The organism is Curtobacterium sp. MCBD17_026, assembly GCF_003234895.2.
In the GTDB taxonomy this organism is placed as follows: Bacteria; Actinomycetota; Actinomycetes; order Actinomycetales; family Microbacteriaceae; genus Curtobacterium; species Curtobacterium flaccumfaciens.
Genome location: NZ_CP126281.1, coordinates 1,039,852 through 1,057,956, shown reverse-complemented (window position 1 = coordinate 1,057,956; position 18,105 = coordinate 1,039,852). Strand labels below are relative to the sequence as shown.

The following is an 18,105-nucleotide window of genomic DNA, read 5'->3' as shown; positions in this document are numbered from 1 at the left end:
TCCTTGTGTGGATGGATCGATCACTCGCGTGGGAAGCGGAAGGTGCGGACCTCGTAGGCGTCGACGGCGAACGAGGACGCGTCGACCACCCCGGCCGGGGTCAGCGGCTCTTCGAGCAGCGTCACCTCGGCAGCCGGGCCGAACTCCGCGCCGTCGGCCTCGATGCCCCCGGTCCCCCGCTGCCCCGACGGCTCGTAGACGCGCACGACCAGGTCGCCGGACCGGTCGTCGGCGAGCTTCACGCTCGACAGCACGACGTCGCCGGAGACCTGCACCAGCGGGTCGAAGCCGTGCGCCCCGGTGATCGTCCGCGCGCCCGCGTTCATCCGCACGCCGGCTGACGTGGCTCCGAGCTGGTCGGTGCCGATGACGATGCCGTACCGGTGCGTCTGCACGCCCTGGTCGGTCTCGGGGTCCGGGAACCGCGGTGCCCGCAGCAGCGACAGCCGCACGGTGGTGGTGACGTGCCCGTCGACGGCGTCACGCGTGGTGTCGAAGCCGTGGATCGAGTCGTTCACGAGCGCGACGCCGAAGCCCGGCTCGGACACCAGCACGTAGCGATGCATCGAGGTCTCGAACTTCGCGGCCTCCCACGAGGTGTTCGTGTGCGTCACCCGCTTCTGCGCGCCGAACTGCGTCTCCGCGACGGTGTGCTCGGCACGGACGTCGAGCGGGAACGCCACCTTGAGGAACTTCTCGGTCTCGTGCCAGTCGGTCACCTGGTCGAACTCGACCGTGCGGGACCCCGGCGCCAGGACGATCTCCTGCGTCACCGTCGAGTCACCGAAGACCCGCGAGACGACGACCCGTGCGACCCCGGCCTCGTCGACGGATGCGTCGAGGGCCGACAGCGACACCAGGTCCTCGACGCGGTTCCGGTAGTACCGGTCGACGTCCCACGCGTCCCACATGTTCGGGAAGTCCTGGTGGAGCTGCAGCAGGTTCGCCGCCTGTGCGGACGCGATCGCCTCGCGCCCGCTCGCCAGGTCGACGGCGCTCGTCACGAGCCCCCGCGCGTCGACGACGACCCGCACCAGGTCGTTCGCCAGCACGTACCCGCCGTCCTGCTCGGTCAGCGACACCGCGGTCGCCGCCGCCACGTCGGTCGCCAGGACCGCTCCCTGCGCTGGTGCACCGGCCTGGAGGAACGGGGCCGGGTTCACGACGACGGCTGCGTCTCCGGTGCCGGCGAGCGCCGAGAGCGCCTGGTCGATGATCGCGGTCAGCGCCGCGGCCGTCTCGGCGTAGCGCTCGACCGCTTCGCGGTGCACCCACGCGATCGAGGTGCCCGGCAGGATGTCGTGGAACTGCTGGAGCAGGACCTGCTGCCACAGGGCGTCGAGTTCGTCGTACGGGTAGGCGAAGTCGGTGCGGGCGGCGGCGGTCGCGGCCCAGAGCTCGGCCTCGATGAGCAGCTGCTCGCAGCGGCGGTTGCCCTGCTTCGTGCCGTGCTGCGACGTGAGCGTCGCGCGGTGCAGCTCGAGGTACAGCTCACCCACCCACACCGGGGGGTCGGTCAGCTCGGACTTCGCCCGGTCGAAGAACGCGTCCGGGTGCTCCCAGCGGACCTTCGCGCTGCCCTCGAGGTCGGCCAGCCGTGCCGCGGTGCCGGTCATCTCGCGGGTCGTCCCACCGCCGCCGTCACCCCAGCCGACCGGGGCGATCGAGCCGGTGGCGAGTCGGTTCTCGCGGAACTGGCGGGAGGCCTTCGCGACCTCGCTGCCGGACAACCGCGAGTTGTAGGTGTCCATCGACGGGAAGTGCGAGAACACCCGCGACCCGTCGATGCCCTCCCACAGGAACGTGTGGTGCGGGAACTTGTTCACCTGGTTCCACGAGATCTTCTGCGTGAAGAACCACTCGAAGCCCGCACGACGCATGAGCTGCGGCAGCGCCGGCGAGTACCCGAAGCTGTCGGGCAGCCAGACGCCCTTGGGCCGGATGCCGAACTCGCGCTCGAAGAACCGCTGGCCCTGCGAGAACTGCCGGACGATGCTCTCGCCGGTCGGCATCACGGTGTCGGACTCGACCCACATGCCGCCGATCGGCAGGAACCGGCCGGCCTCGACCGCAGCCTTGACGCGGGCGTAGACCTCGGGACGGTGCTCCTTGATCCACGCGTACTGCTGCGCGCTCGACATGCCGTACAGGAAGTCGTCGGTCTGGTCGATGAGCTCAGTCATGGTCGAGGTGGTGCGGGCGACCTTGCGGATGGTCTCGCGCACGGGCCAGAGCCAGGCGGAGTCGATGTGGGCGTGCCCGACGGCCGAGATCGTGTGCGCCGAGGCCTCGGCGGGAGCGGCGAGCACCTCGGCGAGCGCTGCACGGGCGTCACCGGCGGTCTCCGGGATGTGCTGCAGGTCGAGCGCGTCGAGGGCGTCGTCGAGGGCCTGCAGGATCCGCATGCGTCGGGGTCCGGCGGGCAGCTCGGCCTGCAGTTCGAGCAGGACGTCGACGTCGAGGGCGAGTTCGTGCACCTCGGACTCGAACACGGCGAGCTCCATCCGGCGGGTGGCGTACAGGCGCTTCGACGACGAGGTCTGCACGTCGCCCTCCTGCGTCGGCAGGAAGGGGTGGTAGTCGAGCAGGACGGGGTTCGACGCGGCCTCGACGAAGAGTTCGACGGTCTCCCCGCCCTCGGCCCGCTCGGTGACCAGGACCCACTGGTTGCGTGGGTTGATCGACTTCACGGGTGTGCCGTCGGCCAGGTAGACGAGTCCCTCGCACTGGAACCCGGGCATGTTCTTGTCGAAGCCGAGGTCGATCACGGCCTCCACCCGGCGTCCGGCCCACTCGGTCGGCACAGTCCCGGTCAGCCGGAACCACGTCGTGCCCCAGGCCGCACCCCACGGCGTGCCGACCTCGTAGGGTTCGAACGTGAGCGCGAGCCCCTCGGTCGGGGGGATCGGCTCCCCCGGCAGCTCGTGCCAGGCGGTCTCGAGGGCCGTCGTGGTCGCGTGCACCGCGGGGGTGATCCGCTCGTCGAGCACCCGGCGGGCGCGTCCGGTGGTGAGGGGGATGTCGTCGTGCATGGGGCCTTCCGGGGTCAGGGCGTGGTCGCCGGGTGGGCGACGCGGACGGTGGTGGTGTCGAGGTCGGACGGCACGTCGACGCAGCGGTCGATGCCGCGGGCGGCCAGCAGCGCGGTGTCCGACAGTCGGGAGCGCAGGACGACCTGCGGGCCGCGGCCGTCCGGCGCGGCCTCGGCCAGGGCGAGCCAGGCGGCGGCGAACCGACCGCCGGGGGCGCAGTCGGCCCGGGTGCCGCGCCGGTCGGTGCCGTCGGACAGCACGTCGTCGAGGACGAGCGCGGTGGCCGGCGGTGCGGCGCGGGCGTCGCGGGTGTGCTCGGCGCGGGCGAGGGCGGCGAACGCCTCGCCGGCGGGCTTCAGTCGTCCGTCGTTCGTGAACAGCCCGAGGTCGTACTCGAGCTCCGGGAAGTCCGCGAGCGACCGGGCGACGTCGTGGGAGCACCACCACGTCACCCCGAGCACCTGCTGCGCGTCGAGGACGTGCCGGATGGTCTGCTCGGTGAACGCGGCGGCGTCGGCGGGGTCGACGACGTTGGTGGGGGCCCCGACCTCCTGCAGCCAGTTCGGACGGGCGGCGTCGCGGTTCCAGGCCGCGGCGAGCTGGAGCAGGTACTCCCCGTGCCGCACCGACCCGGCCCCGAGGGCGCCGTGCAGGGCCGCCGAGCCGTTGAACACCCACGAGTGTGTGACCGTGGCGTCACCGTGGTCCGCCGCGTGCTCCGGGCCGAAGGGCTGGGCGTCGTCGTACCACGCCGCGTCGTACTGCGCGACGGTGACCAGCGGCCCGGGGCGCAACCCGATGGCGGACGGGACCGACGAGGCGGGGTCGAGCCGTGCCTCCAGGCCGACCGACACGGACGACGCGGCTGACCCCGACGACCCGGCCGACCCCGACGACCCGTCCGACAGCCCCGCTCGCGCCGCCGCGACCATCGCCGCCGCCCACGCGTGCCCCTGCTCCGCCGTGATCGCGTGCGGTGCGGGGTGCGGCGCGTGTGCGAACTGGTTGACCTCGTTGCCGATGGTGATCCCGAGCAGGTTCGGCCTGTCGGCGACCGCTCCGGCGAGCGCCCGGACGTAGGCGGCGGTCGACGCGACCACGTCCGGGTCGGTGAACATGTTGCGGCGGTGCCAGCTGTCCAGCCAGGACGGCACGAAGTCGAAGCTCGACAGGTGCCCCTGCAGGGCGTCCACGTTGACGTCGAGCCCGAACGAGTCGGCGAGGTCGACGACCGTCGCGACGTCGTCGAGGGCCTGCTGCCGGATGAGTGTCCGATTCGGCTGGACGACCGGCCAGAGCGGGAAGATGCGCACGTGGTCGGCGCCGATCGACGCGATGGCCTCGAGGTCCCTGGCGGTGTCCGACCGCGAGAAGTCGAGCCACGAGTGGAACCAGCCGACCGAGGGCGTGTAGTTGACCCCGAAGCGCATCAGCCCTTCACACCGCCCTCTTCGACGCCCTTGAAGAAGAAGCGCTGCAGGACGGCGAAGATCACGGCGATCGGGATGAAGGCGATCATGGTGCCGGCCGCGATCATCCGCTGGTCGGTGGCGAACGTGCCCTGCAGGTACTGCAACCCGACGGTCAGGGTGAGGTTCTCGGGCGACTGCAGCACGATGAGCGGCCAGAGGAAGTCGTCCCACGCACCGATGAACGAGAAGATCGCGATGACGGCGATGGTCCCCTGCACGGCGGGCAGCGAGATGTAGCGCAGGCGCTGCAGGGCGTTCGCACCGTCCATCACCGCGGCCTGGTCGATCTCCTCGGGGATCTGCCGGAACGCGTTGAACATCAGCAGGACGTTGAGCGCCGCGATCATGCCGGGCAGGGCGACGCCGACCAGGTTGTCGGCGAGGCCGAGGTCCTTCACGGTGACGAACTGCGAGATGATCGTCGCCTCGCCGGGCAGCACGAGGGTGCCGAGGAACAGGCCGAGCACGAGCTTCCGGTGTCGCCACTGCAGACGGGCGAGGGCGAAGCCGGCGAGGGTCGCGAACACGATGTTGCCGAGCACGTCGATCGCGGCGACGAGCAGTGAGTTGCCGATGTACCGCCACACCGGGATCGCGGCGGCGACCTTCAGGTAGTTCTCGATGGTCGGCTCGGACGGGATGAACGACGGGTTCGCCGTGTAGATGTCCTCGCCAGCGCCCTTGAGCGACGTGGACAGCTGCCACAGGAACGGGCCGATCGTGATGAAGAGCACCACGATGAGCAGGACGTAGCGGACGACCTTCTCGCGGGTGGACATGACGCCCCAGACCGCGCGGCGCCGCTTGCGTCCGTCGCGTCCGTTCTGCCTGGAGGCCCGCCCCGCGCCCGTCGCGCCGGTCACGTCCGGCGTCGGGCTGGCTGCGCCCTGCGCGCCGCCGATGACGGGTTCGGTCGTGCTGGTCGTGTTCGTCACTTGTCCGCCTTGCTGTTCATCCGGGCGAGGGCGAGCATCGGCACGAGCGTCACGACGAAGAGCAGGAGGCTCAGGGCGGACGCGTAGCCGAGGTTGCCGGTGAAGCCGCGGGCGTACTGCTGGATGAGCATGACGAGCGAGTTGTCCTGCCCGCCGGGCCCGCCGGTGCCGTTGGTGAGGATGTAGAGCTCGCTGAACACCCGGAGCGCGGAGACGCACACCAGGATCCCGACGAGCGTCATGGTGCCGCGGACCCCGGGCATCGTGACCGACCAGAAGCGCCGGACCGCGCCGGCGCCGTCGAGCGCGGCGGCCTCGTGCAGGTCCTTGCCGACGTTCCCGAGGGCGGCCAGGAAGATGATCATGTAGTAGCCGAGCCCCTTCCACACCGTCAGGCTGATGGCGCTGAGGAGCAGCAGCCACCGGTCGGTCAGGAACGGGACGCTGCCCTGCACGACGCCGAGGGCCTGCGCCATCTCGTTGATGACGCCGCGGTCGTCGAGGATCCACGTCCAGATGAGCCCGACGACCACCGCGGACGCGATGACCGGCGTGTAGAACGCGGTGCGGAAGAACGCGATCCCGGGCAGCTTCTGCTGCACGAGCACCGCGATGAGGAGCGGGAGGACCGTCAGCAGCGGCAGGCACACCGCCATGTAGATGACGCTGTTGAGCAGCGCTTCCCACACCTGCGGGTCGGCGAGCAGGGTCTCGAAGTTCTCGACCCCGACCCACTGGCTGACGCCGCCGAGCGGGCTGGCGTTCGTGAACGACAACCGGACCGTGTTGATCGAGGGCCACAGGCTGAACGCGACGAGCCAGATCAGTGCCGGCAGGACGAGCAACCAGGGCGTGTACCAACGGTTGGCACGCATGACGATCCTCCCTCTTCCTTCTTCGGGGCTGGATCAGCCGTTGGCCAGCAGGCTGTTCATCTTGGTCTGGGCGGTCTGCAGCGCCTTCTCGGGCGCCACCTGGCCCTTCATCGCGAGGGCGATCTGCTGGTCGAGGAAGTCCGTCATCGCGGAGTTCGCCTCGACCGGGTTGATGACCTTCGCCGTCTTCAGGGCCTCGTTCGCCAGGACCCGGGCCTCGCCGTTCACGGTGCCGTCGTCCTTCGAGAAGTACGGGTCGGACTGCGACGACGTGGTGGACGGGAAGATGTTGACCTCGTGGGCGAACGCCTCCTGGTTCTTCGCGTTCGTCATGAACTTCGCGAAGGCCTCGGCGGTGGCGAGGTGCTTCGACTTGCTCGAGACCGACAGGCCCTGGACGTAGAGCGGCGGGGTGTCGAGTGCGGGGCTGACGGTGACCTTGCCCTTGAGCGACGGGTTGTTCTTCTCGAAGTCGGCGAGCGAGGTGGCGCCACCGGTGGTCCAGGCGACCTTGGCCTGCGTGAACAGGGTGGAGTTGCCGAGGTAGTCGCTGTTCAGCACGTTGGAGGGCATGTAGCCGTCCTGGTACGCGTCCTTGTAGCGGTCGATCAGGTCGGCGGCCTTCGACGAGTCGGCGAAGGTGAACTTCGTGCCGTCGGCGTTGAGCACCTTGACCCCGGCGAGCGTGAAGTCACCGAGGCCCGGCTTGCGGCTCATCAGGTAGTCGGTCGGGCAGTTGTCGTGCATGGTCTTCGCCTGCGTGAACAGCTCGTCGGTGGTCTTCGGCGGGTTCTTCGCGTCGAGGCCGCACTTGGCGAACATCGTCGAGTTCCAGTAGTTCACGTCGGTGTTGAGGTACCAGGGGTACCCGAACGTGCCGTCGACGCCCTTGTACTCGTACGAGTCCAGTGCCCCGGCGACGTACGTGCTGTCGAGCTTCGAGTCATCCTTCGCGACGTCCTGCAGGAACCCGCGCTTCGCGAGCGGCAGGGCGATGTCCGGCGGCAGGTTGATCACGTCGGGCAGGCTGTTCGACGAAGCCTGGCTGAGCACCTTGTCGGCGTACCCGTCGCCGGGCTGGTCCTGCAGCTTGACCTTCGCGTCCGGGTGGGCCTGCTCGAAGTCCTCGATGACCCCGTTGAGGTAGCCCGTGTAGGTCGGCGTGAGCGCCCAGGTCTGCAGGGTGATGGTGCCGCTGATCTCGCCGTCGCCGCCGTCGGCCGCGTTCCCGCCGCTCGAGCAGCCGGTCAGGACGAGCGCCGTCGCGGCGGCCGTCGCGAGCAGCGCGGTGGCGCGGCCCCTCGTCATGCGTGTGGTGGTCCTCATGGCGTCTGACTCCCTCGTCATAGCTGAACCGGTTCAGCAACAGTCACCGAACCCGTGTGTGGCAGCCACTGTGAATGACTAAAGCGCTATAGTCAACCCCGTGGCCACCAAGCGTCGAACGACGATCGCCGACATCGCCGCGCGGGCCGGCGTGTCCATCAGCGCGGTGTCGTTCGCGTTGAACGACCGCCCCGGTGTCTCCGACGAGACCCGCCGCCGCGTGCGCGAGATCGCCCTCGAGCTCGACTGGCAGCCGCACACCGCAGCCCGGGCACTCGGCGGTGCGAAGGCCGGTTCCATCGGGTTCGTGCTGAACCGCCCCGCCCGGACCCTGGGCACGGAATCGTTCTTCGGCGACCTGATCTCCGGCATCCAGCTCGGGCTCGCCGGCACCCACGTCGGCATGAACCTGCTCGTCGCGCGTGACGCGGACGAGGAACTCGAGACCTACCGGGACTGGTGGCGCGGACACCGTGTCGACGGCGTCATCGTGATCGACCCCCGTCGCGACGACGCCCGGCTCGCCCTGCTCGCCGACCTCGGCATGCCGACCGTCGTCGTCGGCTCGCACCCCTCCCCCGACGGCGCCGCACCCACCGTCTGGATCGACGACTCGGACGCCACCGACACGGTTCTGCGGTACCTGCACGCCCTCGGGCACCGACGCATCGCGCACGTCGCCGGCAGGCCCGAGTTCGAGCACACCGCCATGCGCATGGACCGGCTCCGGGCGTTCGCGGCCGACGAGGGGCTCGACGACGCGGTCTCGGTACCGACGGACTACTCGGCCGAGGCCGGCGCGAGCGCCACCCGCACCCTGCTGTCGAGGAGCGTCCGACCGACCGCGATCGTCTACGACAACGACGTGCTCGCCGTCGCCGGGCTGGGCGTGGCGAGCGAGATGGGCGTCGCGGTGCCCGGCGACGTCTCGATCGTGTCCTTCGACGACTCGGCGATGATCCGGCTCGTCCGGCCGGCGATCACCTCGCTCACCCGCGACACGGTCGAGCTCGGGCAGCGTGCGGCGACCCTGCTGCGCGCGCAGATCGACGCCAGCACCCCGCTCCCGTCACGCGCGGGCCCCTCGCTCACCCTGAGCGTCCGCGAGTCCACCGGCCGCGCCCCCGTCTGACCGCTCCGGAGGTCGGCGCCGACGACTCACTCGTGCTGCCGCCGCGACCGGCGCGCCACACCGCACCTGCGACGGCGCGGGACGACGTGGTCTTCTCCGCGCCGTGACGGTTCTGGCTCACGAAACCCGAGGATCGTGAACCAGAACCGTCATCGATGCGAAGCGGAACTGCCTTCCCCCGCGGTCGACGGTCACCGGCGGTTCGTCGGGGGTCGGACCCGCTCGAGGGCCCGCCGCATGGACGACGTCGTGCTGAAGCCGAAGCGGGTCGCGACGTCGGACGGGCGGTCTCCACGACTGAGCGCGCTCCGGACGGCGAGACTGCGGTACCAGCGGCCGAGCTGCGCGGGCGAGCATCCCGTCGCTGCGACGCACCGGCGCTCGAGGGTGCGCTCCGACATGTCGATGCCGACGAGGAGCTCCCGCACGGATGGTTGACCGGCGGGATCGAACAGGCGGTCGAGGACTCGCGCGAGACCGTTGTCGCCGAGCATCGGGGGCGGGTTGTCGCGGAGCACCGTCGTGACGACGAGTCGGGCGAGGGCCTGCTGCTGCGCGCCGTGCCACCTCCCGCCGTCCAGGTGCCCGACATGGCGGAGCGCGAGGCCGACATCGGGTGAGGGAGCCCCTGGGCGGACCGGTCGTCGCGATGGCCGGGAGTGCGAGGACCTCGTCGGCGAGGGGTCCGAGCGTTGCGGCACCGACGAGGACACCGGTCAGCGCGAAGAGTGCTTCGTGCGGGAACGCGTACGTCGCAGCGGCATCGGGCGGGCCGGAGCGCTCCGGGCCCGTGCTGATCGTGATCGTCGCGTGCCCTTCGACGAAGGCAGCGGTGCCGGCGTCGACGATCGCGATGTCGTCTCCGCGCCGGATCCACACGGAGCGGGACCGCGTCGCCACCCAGACGCGGGTGCCCGTCGGTTCGACGTCGAGCGTCCACGCCTCGTCGTCGGACCGGACCTCGGTGCCCGGCCCGACCTGGAGCCCGACGGCGTCGATCAGTGCGCGGAGCGCATCACCCATCCGACGAGCGTGATCCACGGGCAGGACGCGCGGGCGTGGATCGGACGGTCTGTGGAAGAGGGGGGATAACCCCACCCGGGGTGGGGAGAGGGCAGGATGGGGGAACGGCTCCGCGATCGCGAGGCTGGATGCATGACCGACACCGACCGCCTCGACCAGGCGCGAACCGTCCCGCTGGACGACGTCACGCCTTCGCCCGACCAGGCCCAGACCGTCCCGCTGGGCGACTCCGTGCCCCCTGGAGCCACCACGCCGATGCCCCAGTACCCGCGCCAGCACCACCAGGACCCCCAGGACTCCCAGGACGCCGCGCAGTCCCCTCCGGCGTCGTGGAGCGCCACCCCGCGGGTCGGGTCCGGTCCGGTCGGTGGTTCCGGTCGCGGGTCCGGCATGACCGCCGGGCAGTTCTACCGCGACGCGTGGAAGCGCCTGCCGCGGGACTTCGGCTACATGGCGCTCACCGCCGTGCTGCTCTGCACGCTGTACTTCGCGTTCCCGACGGCGATCTTCGGTGGCGGGTTCCGGGACCTGTTCAACCCCTTCGTCCTGCTCATGTTCTTCATCGCGCTGTTCGTGGCGCGGTGGCTCGGACAGTTCGAGAAGCTCCGCATGAGCTGGGCGGACCCGAGGCCGATCCGCCCGGTGGACTGGACGCCCCGCTGGCAGCAGAACTGGTGGACCCGCACGGGGTCGGCCGTCGCCAACCCGCACTACTGGCTCTACCTGCTGCACGCCGCGGTCGTGTACCCGCTCGTCGCGGTCGTGACCGTCGGGGCCGGCGCACTGCTGATCCTCGGTTTCACCTGGCCGGTCGTCGTGGCGGGCGCATGGGCGTTCGGCGGCGTGGGTGGGTTGTCGTACCCGAGCTGGGACTACGGCGTGGTGGCCGGCATCGGCGTCGCCGGGCTGCTGTCGATGGCCGCCTCGGTCGTGCTCTTCCCGCTCTGGGCCCGCGGGTCCGTCCTGGCGCACTACTGGGTCGACTTCGGCCTGCTGGGCGGCTTCCGGGCCGAGCAACTCGAGCAGCGCGTCGCCGGCCTGCAGGCCTCCCGCGCCGGTGCCGTCACCGCCGAAGGGCAGGCACTCCGCCAGATCGAGCGCGACCTGCACGACGGCCCGCAACAGCGGCTGGTGCGACTCCGCATGGACCTGTCCGCCGCCGAGCGCGCCTTCGACAAGGACCCCGAGAAGGCCAAGCAGCTCATCGGCGAGGCTTCCGAGCACGCCCAGGACGCCCTCGACGAACTGCGCGCACTGTCACGCGGCTTCGCCCCGCCGATCCTGCTCGACCGCGGACTCGTCGCGGCGCTCGAGGCACTGGTCGCCCGCACCCCGATCCCGGTGGGCCTGGACGTCCGGCTGCCCGAGGGCCTGGAGCTCGCCACGGAAATCCAGCGCAACGTGTACTTCACGGTGAGCGAGCTCCTGACGAACACCATGAAGCACGCCGGCGCCACCACCGCCGGGGTGTACCTCGGCCTGGTCGTCGACGCCTCGGGCCTCTGGTACCTGACCGTCAGCGTCACCGACGACGGCCGGGGTGGTGCCCGGCCGCAGCAGGGCCACGGGATCGAGGGCCTGATCGGCCGGATGCGGGCCCTCGACGGCGACCTGGTCGTCTCGAGCCCCGAGGGCGGCCCGACCGAGGCCACCGCCCGGATCCCCCTCGGGGCCCTGAACGGCGTGCCGACGGCGGCGAACCAGCGGTCGTGACCCCACGGGGGCGCCCGCGCTCCCACTAGGCTGGTCGGCATGACAGACGGCCCGGATGCAGCACGCATCCGGGCCGTCGTCGTCGATGACGCCGTCCTGCTGCGCGAGGGCCTGGCCCGCGTGCTCGACGAGGCCGGCATCGACGTCATCGGGCAGTACTCCGACGCCCGGGCCTTCCTGGCGACCCTGCCCGAGGGTGCACCCGACGTCGTGGTGATGGACGTGCGGATGCCGCCCACCTTCACCGACGAGGGCGTCCGCGCCGCCGTCGAGACCCGCCGGATCGCTCCACGGACAGGTGTGCTCCTGCTCTCCCAGTACGTCGAGGCCACCTACGCCGAGGACGTCCTCGCCGCCGGCGCGACCGGCATCGGCTACCTGCTCAAGGACCGCGTCACCCGGCTCGAGGAGATCGACGACGCCGTCCGCCGCATCGCCGCCGGCGGCACCGTGCTCGACCCCGAGGTCGTCACGCAGCTGATGAGCCGCCGTCGCGACCCGCTCGCAGCCCTGACCCCGCGCGAGCGTGACGTGCTCGGGCTGATGGCCGAGGGCCGCACGAACGCCGCCATCGCCCGCGCCCTGGTGATCGGCACCGGCGCCGTCGAGAAGCACGTGTCGAGCATCTTCGGCAAGCTCGCACTCGAGGACACCGGAGAGGACCACCGCCGTGTCCTCGCCGTCCTCGCCTACCTGGGATGAACCGGGTCCCCGCGCCCCTGCTGGCCCTCACCGCGATGGTGTCCGTCCAGCTCGGCGCCGCGATCGCGAAGACCCACTTCGACGACGTCGGCGCGGTCGGGGCGGCCACGCTCCGGCTCGTCATCGGTGCCGTCGTGCTCGCCCTGGTGATCCGCCCGCGGATCCGGCACTGGACGCGGGCGCAGTGGCTCGGTGCGATCGGGCTCGGCCTGGCGCTCGGCGGCATGAACGTCTTCATCTACCTGTCGTTCGCGAGCATCCCCATCGGTGTCGCCGTGACGATCGAGTTCCTCGGGCCGCTCGCCCTGTCGCTCGTGCACACCCGGCGCTGGCGCGATGCGCTGTGGGCCGTGCTGGCGCTCGCCGGGGTCGTGCTGCTCGGCGTGGGCCCGACCGCGGTGACCGAGGTGGGCGGTGTCGTCTGGGCGGTCCTGGCCGCCGGGTGCTGGGCGGGCTACATCGTGATGAACCGGCACGTCGGCGCCGCTATCCCCGGCGTCGACGGGCTCGTCGTGTCGATGGTGGTCGCGATGCTCGTGTCGTTGCCGTTCGGGCTCCGGTCCGCGGTCGACGGCGTCCTGCACGAACCGACGCTCCTGCTCGTCTTCGGTGCGGTCGCCGTGCTGTCGAGCGTGCTGCCGTACGCCCTCGAGATGCTCGCGCTCCGCCGGATGCCGACGCGGGTGTTCGGCGTGCTGCAGAGCCTCGGCCCGGCGATCGCCGCCCTGGCCGGCCTGGTGGTGCTGGCCGAGGGGTTGACGGTGCTCGAGACGGTCGCCCTGGCGTGCGTCACCGCCGCGAGCGTCGGCGTGACGCTGTCGGCGCGTCGCCGACGCGGCGGACCGGTGGGGTGAACGAAGAGGAGGCCCGGATCACGTCCGCCGACAGCGGTGCGTGATCCGGGCCTCCTGGGAGAAGACCGTCTACTCGTCGCGCAGGAAGTCTGCGTACGTGGGTTCCGACTGCTCGCCCGACAGGAGGGACGGATCGTTGATCCGACGCTCGATGTAGGCGCTGATGACCTCGGGCGGGGTGAGCACGTGGGCGACCCAGGACGGCACCGCTGCGTTCTTCATGGTGCCTCCTTCTGGAACAGGGGTCCGGACCGGATGCCTCGATCAGTGAGTTACTTGCTGAACCCGTGTTCGCTAAACCATCCTCGGGGTGCGGGCGGAAGTCAACGCAGTGCGCTCTGCGGACTCCGGTTCGCGCTGTCCCGGTCGGCACGGAGCGTGCGGTGCTTCACCGCGGAGCGCCAAACCCACGCCTCGGCCTGCTGCCCGAACTGCGCCCACTCCACCAGCACGGCGTCGCGGGTCCAGCTCTTCGCGAAGGCCTTCACCCGGACGTGGAAGGTCGGGAACTGGACCCACGCCCAGACCGGCTTCGGGGTGACGGCGTGGCAGACGTCACCGCCGCGGGCGTCCTCGGACAGGGAGTACGCGCGCGGACGCTCGACCTCCGGGTGTTCCGGGGGCTGCCACCGGTTCTCACGACGCCGTCCCACGACGGTATTCGAACGTGTGTTCGAACGACAGTCAAGTCGACCGCGTCGTCTGGACGAGCACCCGGGGCCGGACGGGCGTGTCGTCGGGGCGCCGAACGGTGGGGAGCGTGTTCCCCTGGCGGGGTGCCGGGGCATAGGGTGCGGGCATGCAGAGCAGCACGGGGGTACGGGTGGTGTCGGCGGCCGCGGTGGTGGCGGCGCTGGTGTTCGGGGCGGCCGGACTGGTCGGGACGGTCTGGTTGGCGCCCTGGGACCTGCCCCGCGGGCTGCTCCTCGGCGCCACGGTCGTCGCCGGCATCGCCGCCGTCGTCGTGCTCGTCGCCGCGGTGCGTGCTCGGGACCGCCGGGCGCTCACGTTCGCGGTGTCCGTGCTCGCGTTCGCGCTCGTGTCGCTGGTTCCCGGCCTGTTGATCGACGTGTTCCTCGTCGTCGCGCAGGCGGCGCTCGTGGCCTTCGGCGTCGTCACCGTCCGGAGTGCACCGGGTGTGCAGCGGGCCTTCGGCTGGATCGTCACGGTGGCGGCTGCGGCGTGGTTCGTCACCGCACTGCTGTCGGAGACCGTGCTCCTCACGGCGCTCCCGCAGGAGTCGCTCGGCGTGGCCTTCGCGGTCCCGGGGCTGCTGCAGGCCGTCGCGTACCTGGCTGCCGCGGTGCTCGTCGCGGTGCCGCTGCTGCGCCCGGTGGGCCGCGGCGTCGGCGTGCTGTGGGCCTCGGCCGAGGTGCGCTGACCCGGACTCTCTCCCCCCCTCAGCCCGCGTGGGCGGCCAGGCGCTCGGAGCGTCGGCGTGCCTGCTCCCCGGGGTCCGGCACGGGGGCGGCCTGGATGAGCCGACGTGTGTACGGGTCCTGCGGCGAGCGCAGGATGGCGTCGCGCGTCCCGTGTTCGGCGACCCGGCCGCCGTGCAGCACGACGACCCGGTCGCACAGGGTGTCGACCACGGCGAGGTCGTGCGTGACGAACAGGCACGCGAACCCGAGGCGCTCCTGCAGCTCGCGGAACACGTCGAGCACGCGGGCCTGCACCGACACGTCGAGCGCACTCGTCGGCTCGTCGGCGATCAGGAGCGCGGGGTCGAGGGCCACCGCGCGGGCGATCGCGACGCGTTGCCGTTGGCCGCCGGAGAGTTCGTGCGGGTAGCGCTCGGCGTACCCACCGTCGAGACCGACGTCGGCGAGGAGTCGCTCGACACGCTCCTCGACCTGCACCGCCGGCAGCCGGAGGATCTGGCGGAGCGGCTCGGCGACGGTCTGCCCGACGGTGTACCGGGGGTTGAGCGACCGGAGCGGGTTCTGGAACACCACGCCGACGTGCTGGCGCATCTGCCGGCGGGCGGCTCGTCGCGCGCCGGCGACGTCGGTGCCGTCGACGACCACCGAACCCGAGGTGATCGGCGCGAGGCCGACCGCGGCCCGGCCGATGGTGGTCTTGCCGCTGCCGGACTCCCCCACCAGGCCGACGATCTCGCCACGGCCGACGGTGAACGACACGTCGTCGACGGCGCGGAAGCGCCCCCGCAGGGCGCCGCCGTACTCGACCACGAGGTGCCGGACGTCCAACACGGCGGCCGGGGGTGCCGTGGCGGGGCCGAGCCGAGCCTCCTGTCCGGACCCGGTGCCCATGCGCGGGACCGCAGCGAGGAGTTCCCGCGTGGAGTCGGCGGACGGTGCGGCGAAGACCGCGTCGGCGGTGCCGGTCTCGACGACGCGTCCGCGGCGCATCACGACCACGCGGTCGGCGAGGTCCGTGACGACGCCCATGTCGTGGGTGATGAGCAGGATCGCGGTGCCGGTGCGCTCGCGCAGCGCGCGGAGGACGTCGAGCACCTCGGCCTGCACGGTGACGTCGAGGGCGGTCGTCGGCTCGTCCGCGATGAGCAGGTCCGGGTCGGCGGCGAGCGCCATCGCGATCATCACGCGCTGGGCCTGCCCGCCGGAGAGCTCGTGCGGGTACTGGCCCAGGCGGCGTTCGGGTTCGGGGACCTCCACCGCACGGAGCAGCTCGAGCGAGCGTTCCCGGACGGCGGCGCGGTCGTGCGGGCCGTCGGTGCGTCGGACGGCCTCGGCGAGCTGGAACCCGATGGTGAACACCGGGTTCAGGGCCGCGGACGGGTCCTGGAAGATCATCGACACGCTGCGGCCCCGGACAGACCGGAGGGTGCGCTCGTCGGTGCCGATGACCTCGAGGTCGCCGAGTCGGATGCTCCCCGAGGCGTGCGCACCGTCGGGGGCGATGCCCATCGCGGTCATCGCGGTCATGCTCTTGCCGGAGCCGGACTCCCCCACGACCGCGACGACCTCGCCCCGGGCGACGGTGAACGAGGCGTCGTCGACGGCGCGGACGACCTCGCCGTCGACGTCGAAGGTGACGGTGAGGTGCTCGACGGTCAGGACGTCGGTGGTGCCGCTCATGGGGTCTCCGGGGGGTCGGTGTCGTCGCGGGCGGCCTTGAAGGCCTCCCACTCCTCGAGCATCTTGCGGTGGTAGCCCTGCAGCCACTGCATGTAGTCGCGGCCGTTGAGCAGGCGCTCGCGGACCTCGGCGTCCACGTCGCCCGTGCCGGTCCGGCCGGCACCCTCGACGACGGCGAGTCCGCGGCCGATGATGTCGCGCTGCCGGTCGAGGTACTTCCGTTCGCTGGCGAGCCAGGAGCCCCAGACGTCGGCCTCGGCGCGGAAGTAGTGGCTGCGCTCGCCGGGGACGATGTGGCGCTTCACGAACCCGGAGTCGACGAGCCGCCGGGTGGCCATCGACACCGACCCCGAGCTGGCGCCGAGCGCTGCCTGCAGGTCGGACGACGACGAGTGCGGTGCGCGGGTCATCATCAGGTAGCCGAGCACCCGGGCGTCGGTGAGGGGCATGCCCGCGCCGTCGTTGAGCATCAGGGCGAACTCCTCGACGAACGCCTGGCGCTCCGGTCCGAGCAGCCGGTCGTCGTCGGGGGCCCCGTCGCCGGTGCCCCTGTCGTCGGTCACGAGGCGAGCCCGGCGGCCACCTCGGGTCGCTCCTCCGGGATCGACCACGGCTCCTGCGACATGCCGCCGCCGCCGCGGATCGCCCGGACGGTGCCGTCGTCGTCACGCGTGTAGGTGATGTCCTCGTCGACCGAGCCGAAGCGGTTGCCGTGGGTCATCCGCAGGGTGTCGGCGTCGACGACCTCGAGCCGGGTGGGGGTGTCCATCGGTTCGGGGCCGGACGGGTCGACCTCGACGAGCCGGTCACCGATCCGGGCGACGTCGGTGACGCCCCACGGGTTGGCGAAGCGCCCGGTGAAGGCGGCGGTGTCCACGTCGTCGGGCACCGGGGTCCCCGGGGCATCGGCGTCGGCTGCCGCGTCGAGCATGGCGATGACCGCGGTGGCGATGAGCGTGGCGGGTCCGGCGGCGGCACTCGTCAGCACGGACACGACGAGCCCGGACGCCGGGTCGAACATCGACTGGGTGATGTGCCCCGGGAACCCGCCCGAGTGGCCGCGGATCTCCCGTCCGCCGATCCGGTCGACGATGAAGCCGGCGCCGTAGCCCCGGGCGGCGGGGTCGTCGGTGGCGCTCCAGGCCTTCCGCTGCGCGAGGCGCTTGGAGTGGTCGTCGAGCAGGGTGCCCTGCCCGATCACGTGCTGCGAGAAGTAGCGGACCAGGTCGGACGCGGTGCCGTGGAACCCGGTGGCGGCGGCCATCGCGCGGGTGTCGACGTGGTCGATGCGCTGCCGGTGCCGCGCGGTGTGGAAGCCGGTGTACCCGACCACGAAGTCGTCGGCGCGTGCGGGGTCCCAGTCGGGGCCGGTGTTCCGCAAGCCCAGGGGTTCGGTGATCGACTCCCGCACGAAGTCGTTGTACGACCGCCCGGACACCGCGGCGATGACCAGGCCGAGCAGGGAGTAGCCGAGGTTCGAGTAGTTGAACGACGAGCCGGTCGGCACCTTCTGGCCCCGGTCGAGGACGAGCGCCAGGAGTTCCTGCTCGTCGGGGAACGGCCGGAGCAGGGACCAGTAGTCGCCGTCGTGCCCGTCGCGGATGACGCCGGCACCCATCTCCATGAGCTCGCGCAGGGTGGCGTCGGCGAGCGGGGAGCCGCCGTCGACCAGCGCCGGGACGTACGTGCCGAGGGTGTCGTCGAGCCGGAGCGACCCGCGCTCGGCGAGCTGCAGCAGGGCCGTCGCGGTGAAGGTCTTCGAGTGCGAGGCGATGCGGAACAGGTCGGTGGTGGTCAGCCGGCGTCCGGCCTCGACGTCGGCGTAGCCCCAGGCCTCGTCGAACAGGACCTCGCCGCCGTACCCGACGGCGACCTGCACGCCGGGCACCCGCAGCTGCCACACCTTGTACGACACCCACTCACGGATGTAGGGCAGGGTCTTCCGGTACGCGGAGAGGGTGTCGGTCACGGTGGTCCTT

The 18,105-nt window shown here is 71.6% G+C and carries 17 protein-coding genes; 6 read left to right on the top strand and 11 right to left on the bottom strand.

All coding sequences use genetic code 11. From position 1 onward, the window contains the following. Window positions 1-20: 20 nt before the first annotated feature. The 5 genes from DEI85_RS05020 to DEI85_RS05000 are packed head-to-tail and all read right to left on the bottom strand — an operon-like array spanning window position 21 to window position 7,622. Window positions 21-3,032, bottom strand: a complete 3,012-nt coding sequence (locus DEI85_RS05020) for an alpha-mannosidase (RefSeq protein ID WP_111123087.1) — start codon at window positions 3,030-3,032, stop codon at window positions 21-23. Window positions 3,033-3,046: 14 nt separating this feature from the next. Beyond that, window positions 3,047-4,462, bottom strand: coding sequence for a glycoside hydrolase 5 family protein (locus tag DEI85_RS05015; protein WP_111123086.1), 1,416 nt, complete (start codon window positions 4,460-4,462; stop codon window positions 3,047-3,049). Further along, window positions 4,462-5,439, bottom strand: a complete 978-nt coding sequence (locus DEI85_RS05010; RefSeq protein WP_196783367.1) for a carbohydrate ABC transporter permease — start codon at window positions 5,437-5,439, stop codon at window positions 4,462-4,464. The genes DEI85_RS05015 and DEI85_RS05010 overlap by 1 nt, the downstream gene beginning before the upstream one ends. Next, entirely contained in the window at window positions 5,436-6,314 is an 879-nt protein-coding gene (locus tag DEI85_RS05005) for a carbohydrate ABC transporter permease (protein ID WP_110859204.1), read from the bottom strand. The genes DEI85_RS05010 and DEI85_RS05005 overlap by 4 nt, the downstream gene beginning before the upstream one ends. 33 nt (window positions 6,315-6,347) lie before the next feature. Further along, the gene (locus tag DEI85_RS05000; RefSeq protein WP_111123085.1) at window positions 6,348-7,622 is read right to left on the bottom strand and encodes an ABC transporter substrate-binding protein; all 1,275 of its coding nucleotides are present in this window, start codon (window positions 7,620-7,622) and stop codon (window positions 6,348-6,350) included. 118 nt (window positions 7,623-7,740) lie between these two features. Here DEI85_RS05000 and DEI85_RS04995 point away from each other — a divergent pair, with 118 nt between their 5' ends. Further along, the gene (locus tag DEI85_RS04995; RefSeq protein ID WP_111123084.1) at window positions 7,741-8,772 is read left to right on the top strand and encodes a LacI family DNA-binding transcriptional regulator; all 1,032 of its coding nucleotides are present in this window, start codon (window positions 7,741-7,743) and stop codon (window positions 8,770-8,772) included. Between the two features lie 191 nt (window positions 8,773-8,963). On the opposite strand, the gene DEI85_RS04990 is transcribed toward DEI85_RS04995, so the two are convergent. Then, complete coding sequence (locus DEI85_RS04990; protein ID WP_181436300.1) at window positions 8,964-9,200, bottom strand: helix-turn-helix domain-containing protein; 237 nt, start codon at window positions 9,198-9,200, stop codon at window positions 8,964-8,966. 6 nt (window positions 9,201-9,206) lie between these two features. Between DEI85_RS04990 and DEI85_RS04985 the strand changes: the two genes are divergently transcribed. The 4 genes from DEI85_RS04985 to DEI85_RS04970 all read left to right on the top strand — a co-directional run bounded on the left by DEI85_RS04985 (window position 9,207) and on the right by DEI85_RS04970 (window position 13,064). Continuing rightward, window positions 9,207-9,392, top strand: coding sequence for a hypothetical protein (locus DEI85_RS04985; RefSeq protein WP_181436299.1), 186 nt, complete (start codon window positions 9,207-9,209; stop codon window positions 9,390-9,392). A gap of 535 nt (window positions 9,393-9,927) precedes the next feature. Next, window positions 9,928-11,508, top strand: coding sequence for a sensor histidine kinase (locus DEI85_RS04980; RefSeq protein WP_111123081.1), 1,581 nt, complete (start codon window positions 9,928-9,930; stop codon window positions 11,506-11,508). Between the two features lie 39 nt (window positions 11,509-11,547). Further along, window positions 11,548-12,210 carry a response regulator transcription factor gene (locus tag DEI85_RS04975; protein WP_027464682.1) on the top strand — a complete coding sequence of 221 codons (663 nt, stop codon included), beginning with the start codon at window positions 11,548-11,550 and terminating at the stop codon, window positions 12,208-12,210. Further along, a complete protein-coding gene (locus DEI85_RS04970) occupies window positions 12,207-13,064 on the top strand; it encodes an EamA family transporter (RefSeq protein WP_110859199.1) in 858 nt (285 codons plus the stop codon). The genes DEI85_RS04975 and DEI85_RS04970 overlap by 4 nt, the downstream gene beginning before the upstream one ends. A 69-nt stretch (window positions 13,065-13,133) precedes the next feature. Here the strand turns inward: DEI85_RS04970 and DEI85_RS04965 are convergent, their stop codons facing one another. Both DEI85_RS04965 and DEI85_RS04960 read right to left on the bottom strand, forming a co-directional pair. Further along, window positions 13,134-13,286: a hypothetical protein gene (locus DEI85_RS04965; RefSeq protein ID WP_181430102.1), complete on the bottom strand. Its 153-nt coding sequence runs from the start codon at window positions 13,284-13,286 to the stop codon at window positions 13,134-13,136. 101 nt (window positions 13,287-13,387) lie between these two features. Continuing rightward, window positions 13,388-13,717, bottom strand: a complete 330-nt coding sequence (locus DEI85_RS04960) for a hypothetical protein (protein WP_110859198.1) — start codon at window positions 13,715-13,717, stop codon at window positions 13,388-13,390. Window positions 13,718-13,863: 146 nt separating this feature from the next. Here DEI85_RS04960 and DEI85_RS04955 point away from each other — a divergent pair, with 146 nt between their 5' ends. Further along, window positions 13,864-14,445 (top strand): hypothetical protein, encoded by a 582-nt coding sequence (locus DEI85_RS04955; RefSeq protein WP_146244654.1) that lies wholly within the window; start codon window positions 13,864-13,866, stop codon window positions 14,443-14,445. Window positions 14,446-14,464: 19 nt separating this feature from the next. Here DEI85_RS04955 and DEI85_RS04950 read toward each other — a convergent pair whose 3' ends face one another. The 3 genes from DEI85_RS04950 to DEI85_RS04940 are packed head-to-tail and all read right to left on the bottom strand — an operon-like array spanning window position 14,465 to window position 18,095. Then, the gene (locus tag DEI85_RS04950; protein WP_111123080.1) at window positions 14,465-16,126 is read right to left on the bottom strand and encodes a dipeptide ABC transporter ATP-binding protein; all 1,662 of its coding nucleotides are present in this window, start codon (window positions 16,124-16,126) and stop codon (window positions 14,465-14,467) included. Continuing rightward, complete coding sequence (locus DEI85_RS04945; RefSeq protein ID WP_110859195.1) at window positions 16,123-16,689, bottom strand: GbsR/MarR family transcriptional regulator; 567 nt, start codon at window positions 16,687-16,689, stop codon at window positions 16,123-16,125. The genes DEI85_RS04950 and DEI85_RS04945 overlap by 4 nt, the downstream gene beginning before the upstream one ends. Continuing rightward, a complete protein-coding gene (locus DEI85_RS04940) occupies window positions 16,686-18,095 on the bottom strand; it encodes a serine hydrolase (RefSeq protein WP_258376254.1) in 1,410 nt (469 codons plus the stop codon). Before DEI85_RS04940 ends, DEI85_RS04945 begins: the two co-directional genes overlap by 4 nt. Between the last annotated feature and the right edge of the window lie 10 nt (window positions 18,096-18,105).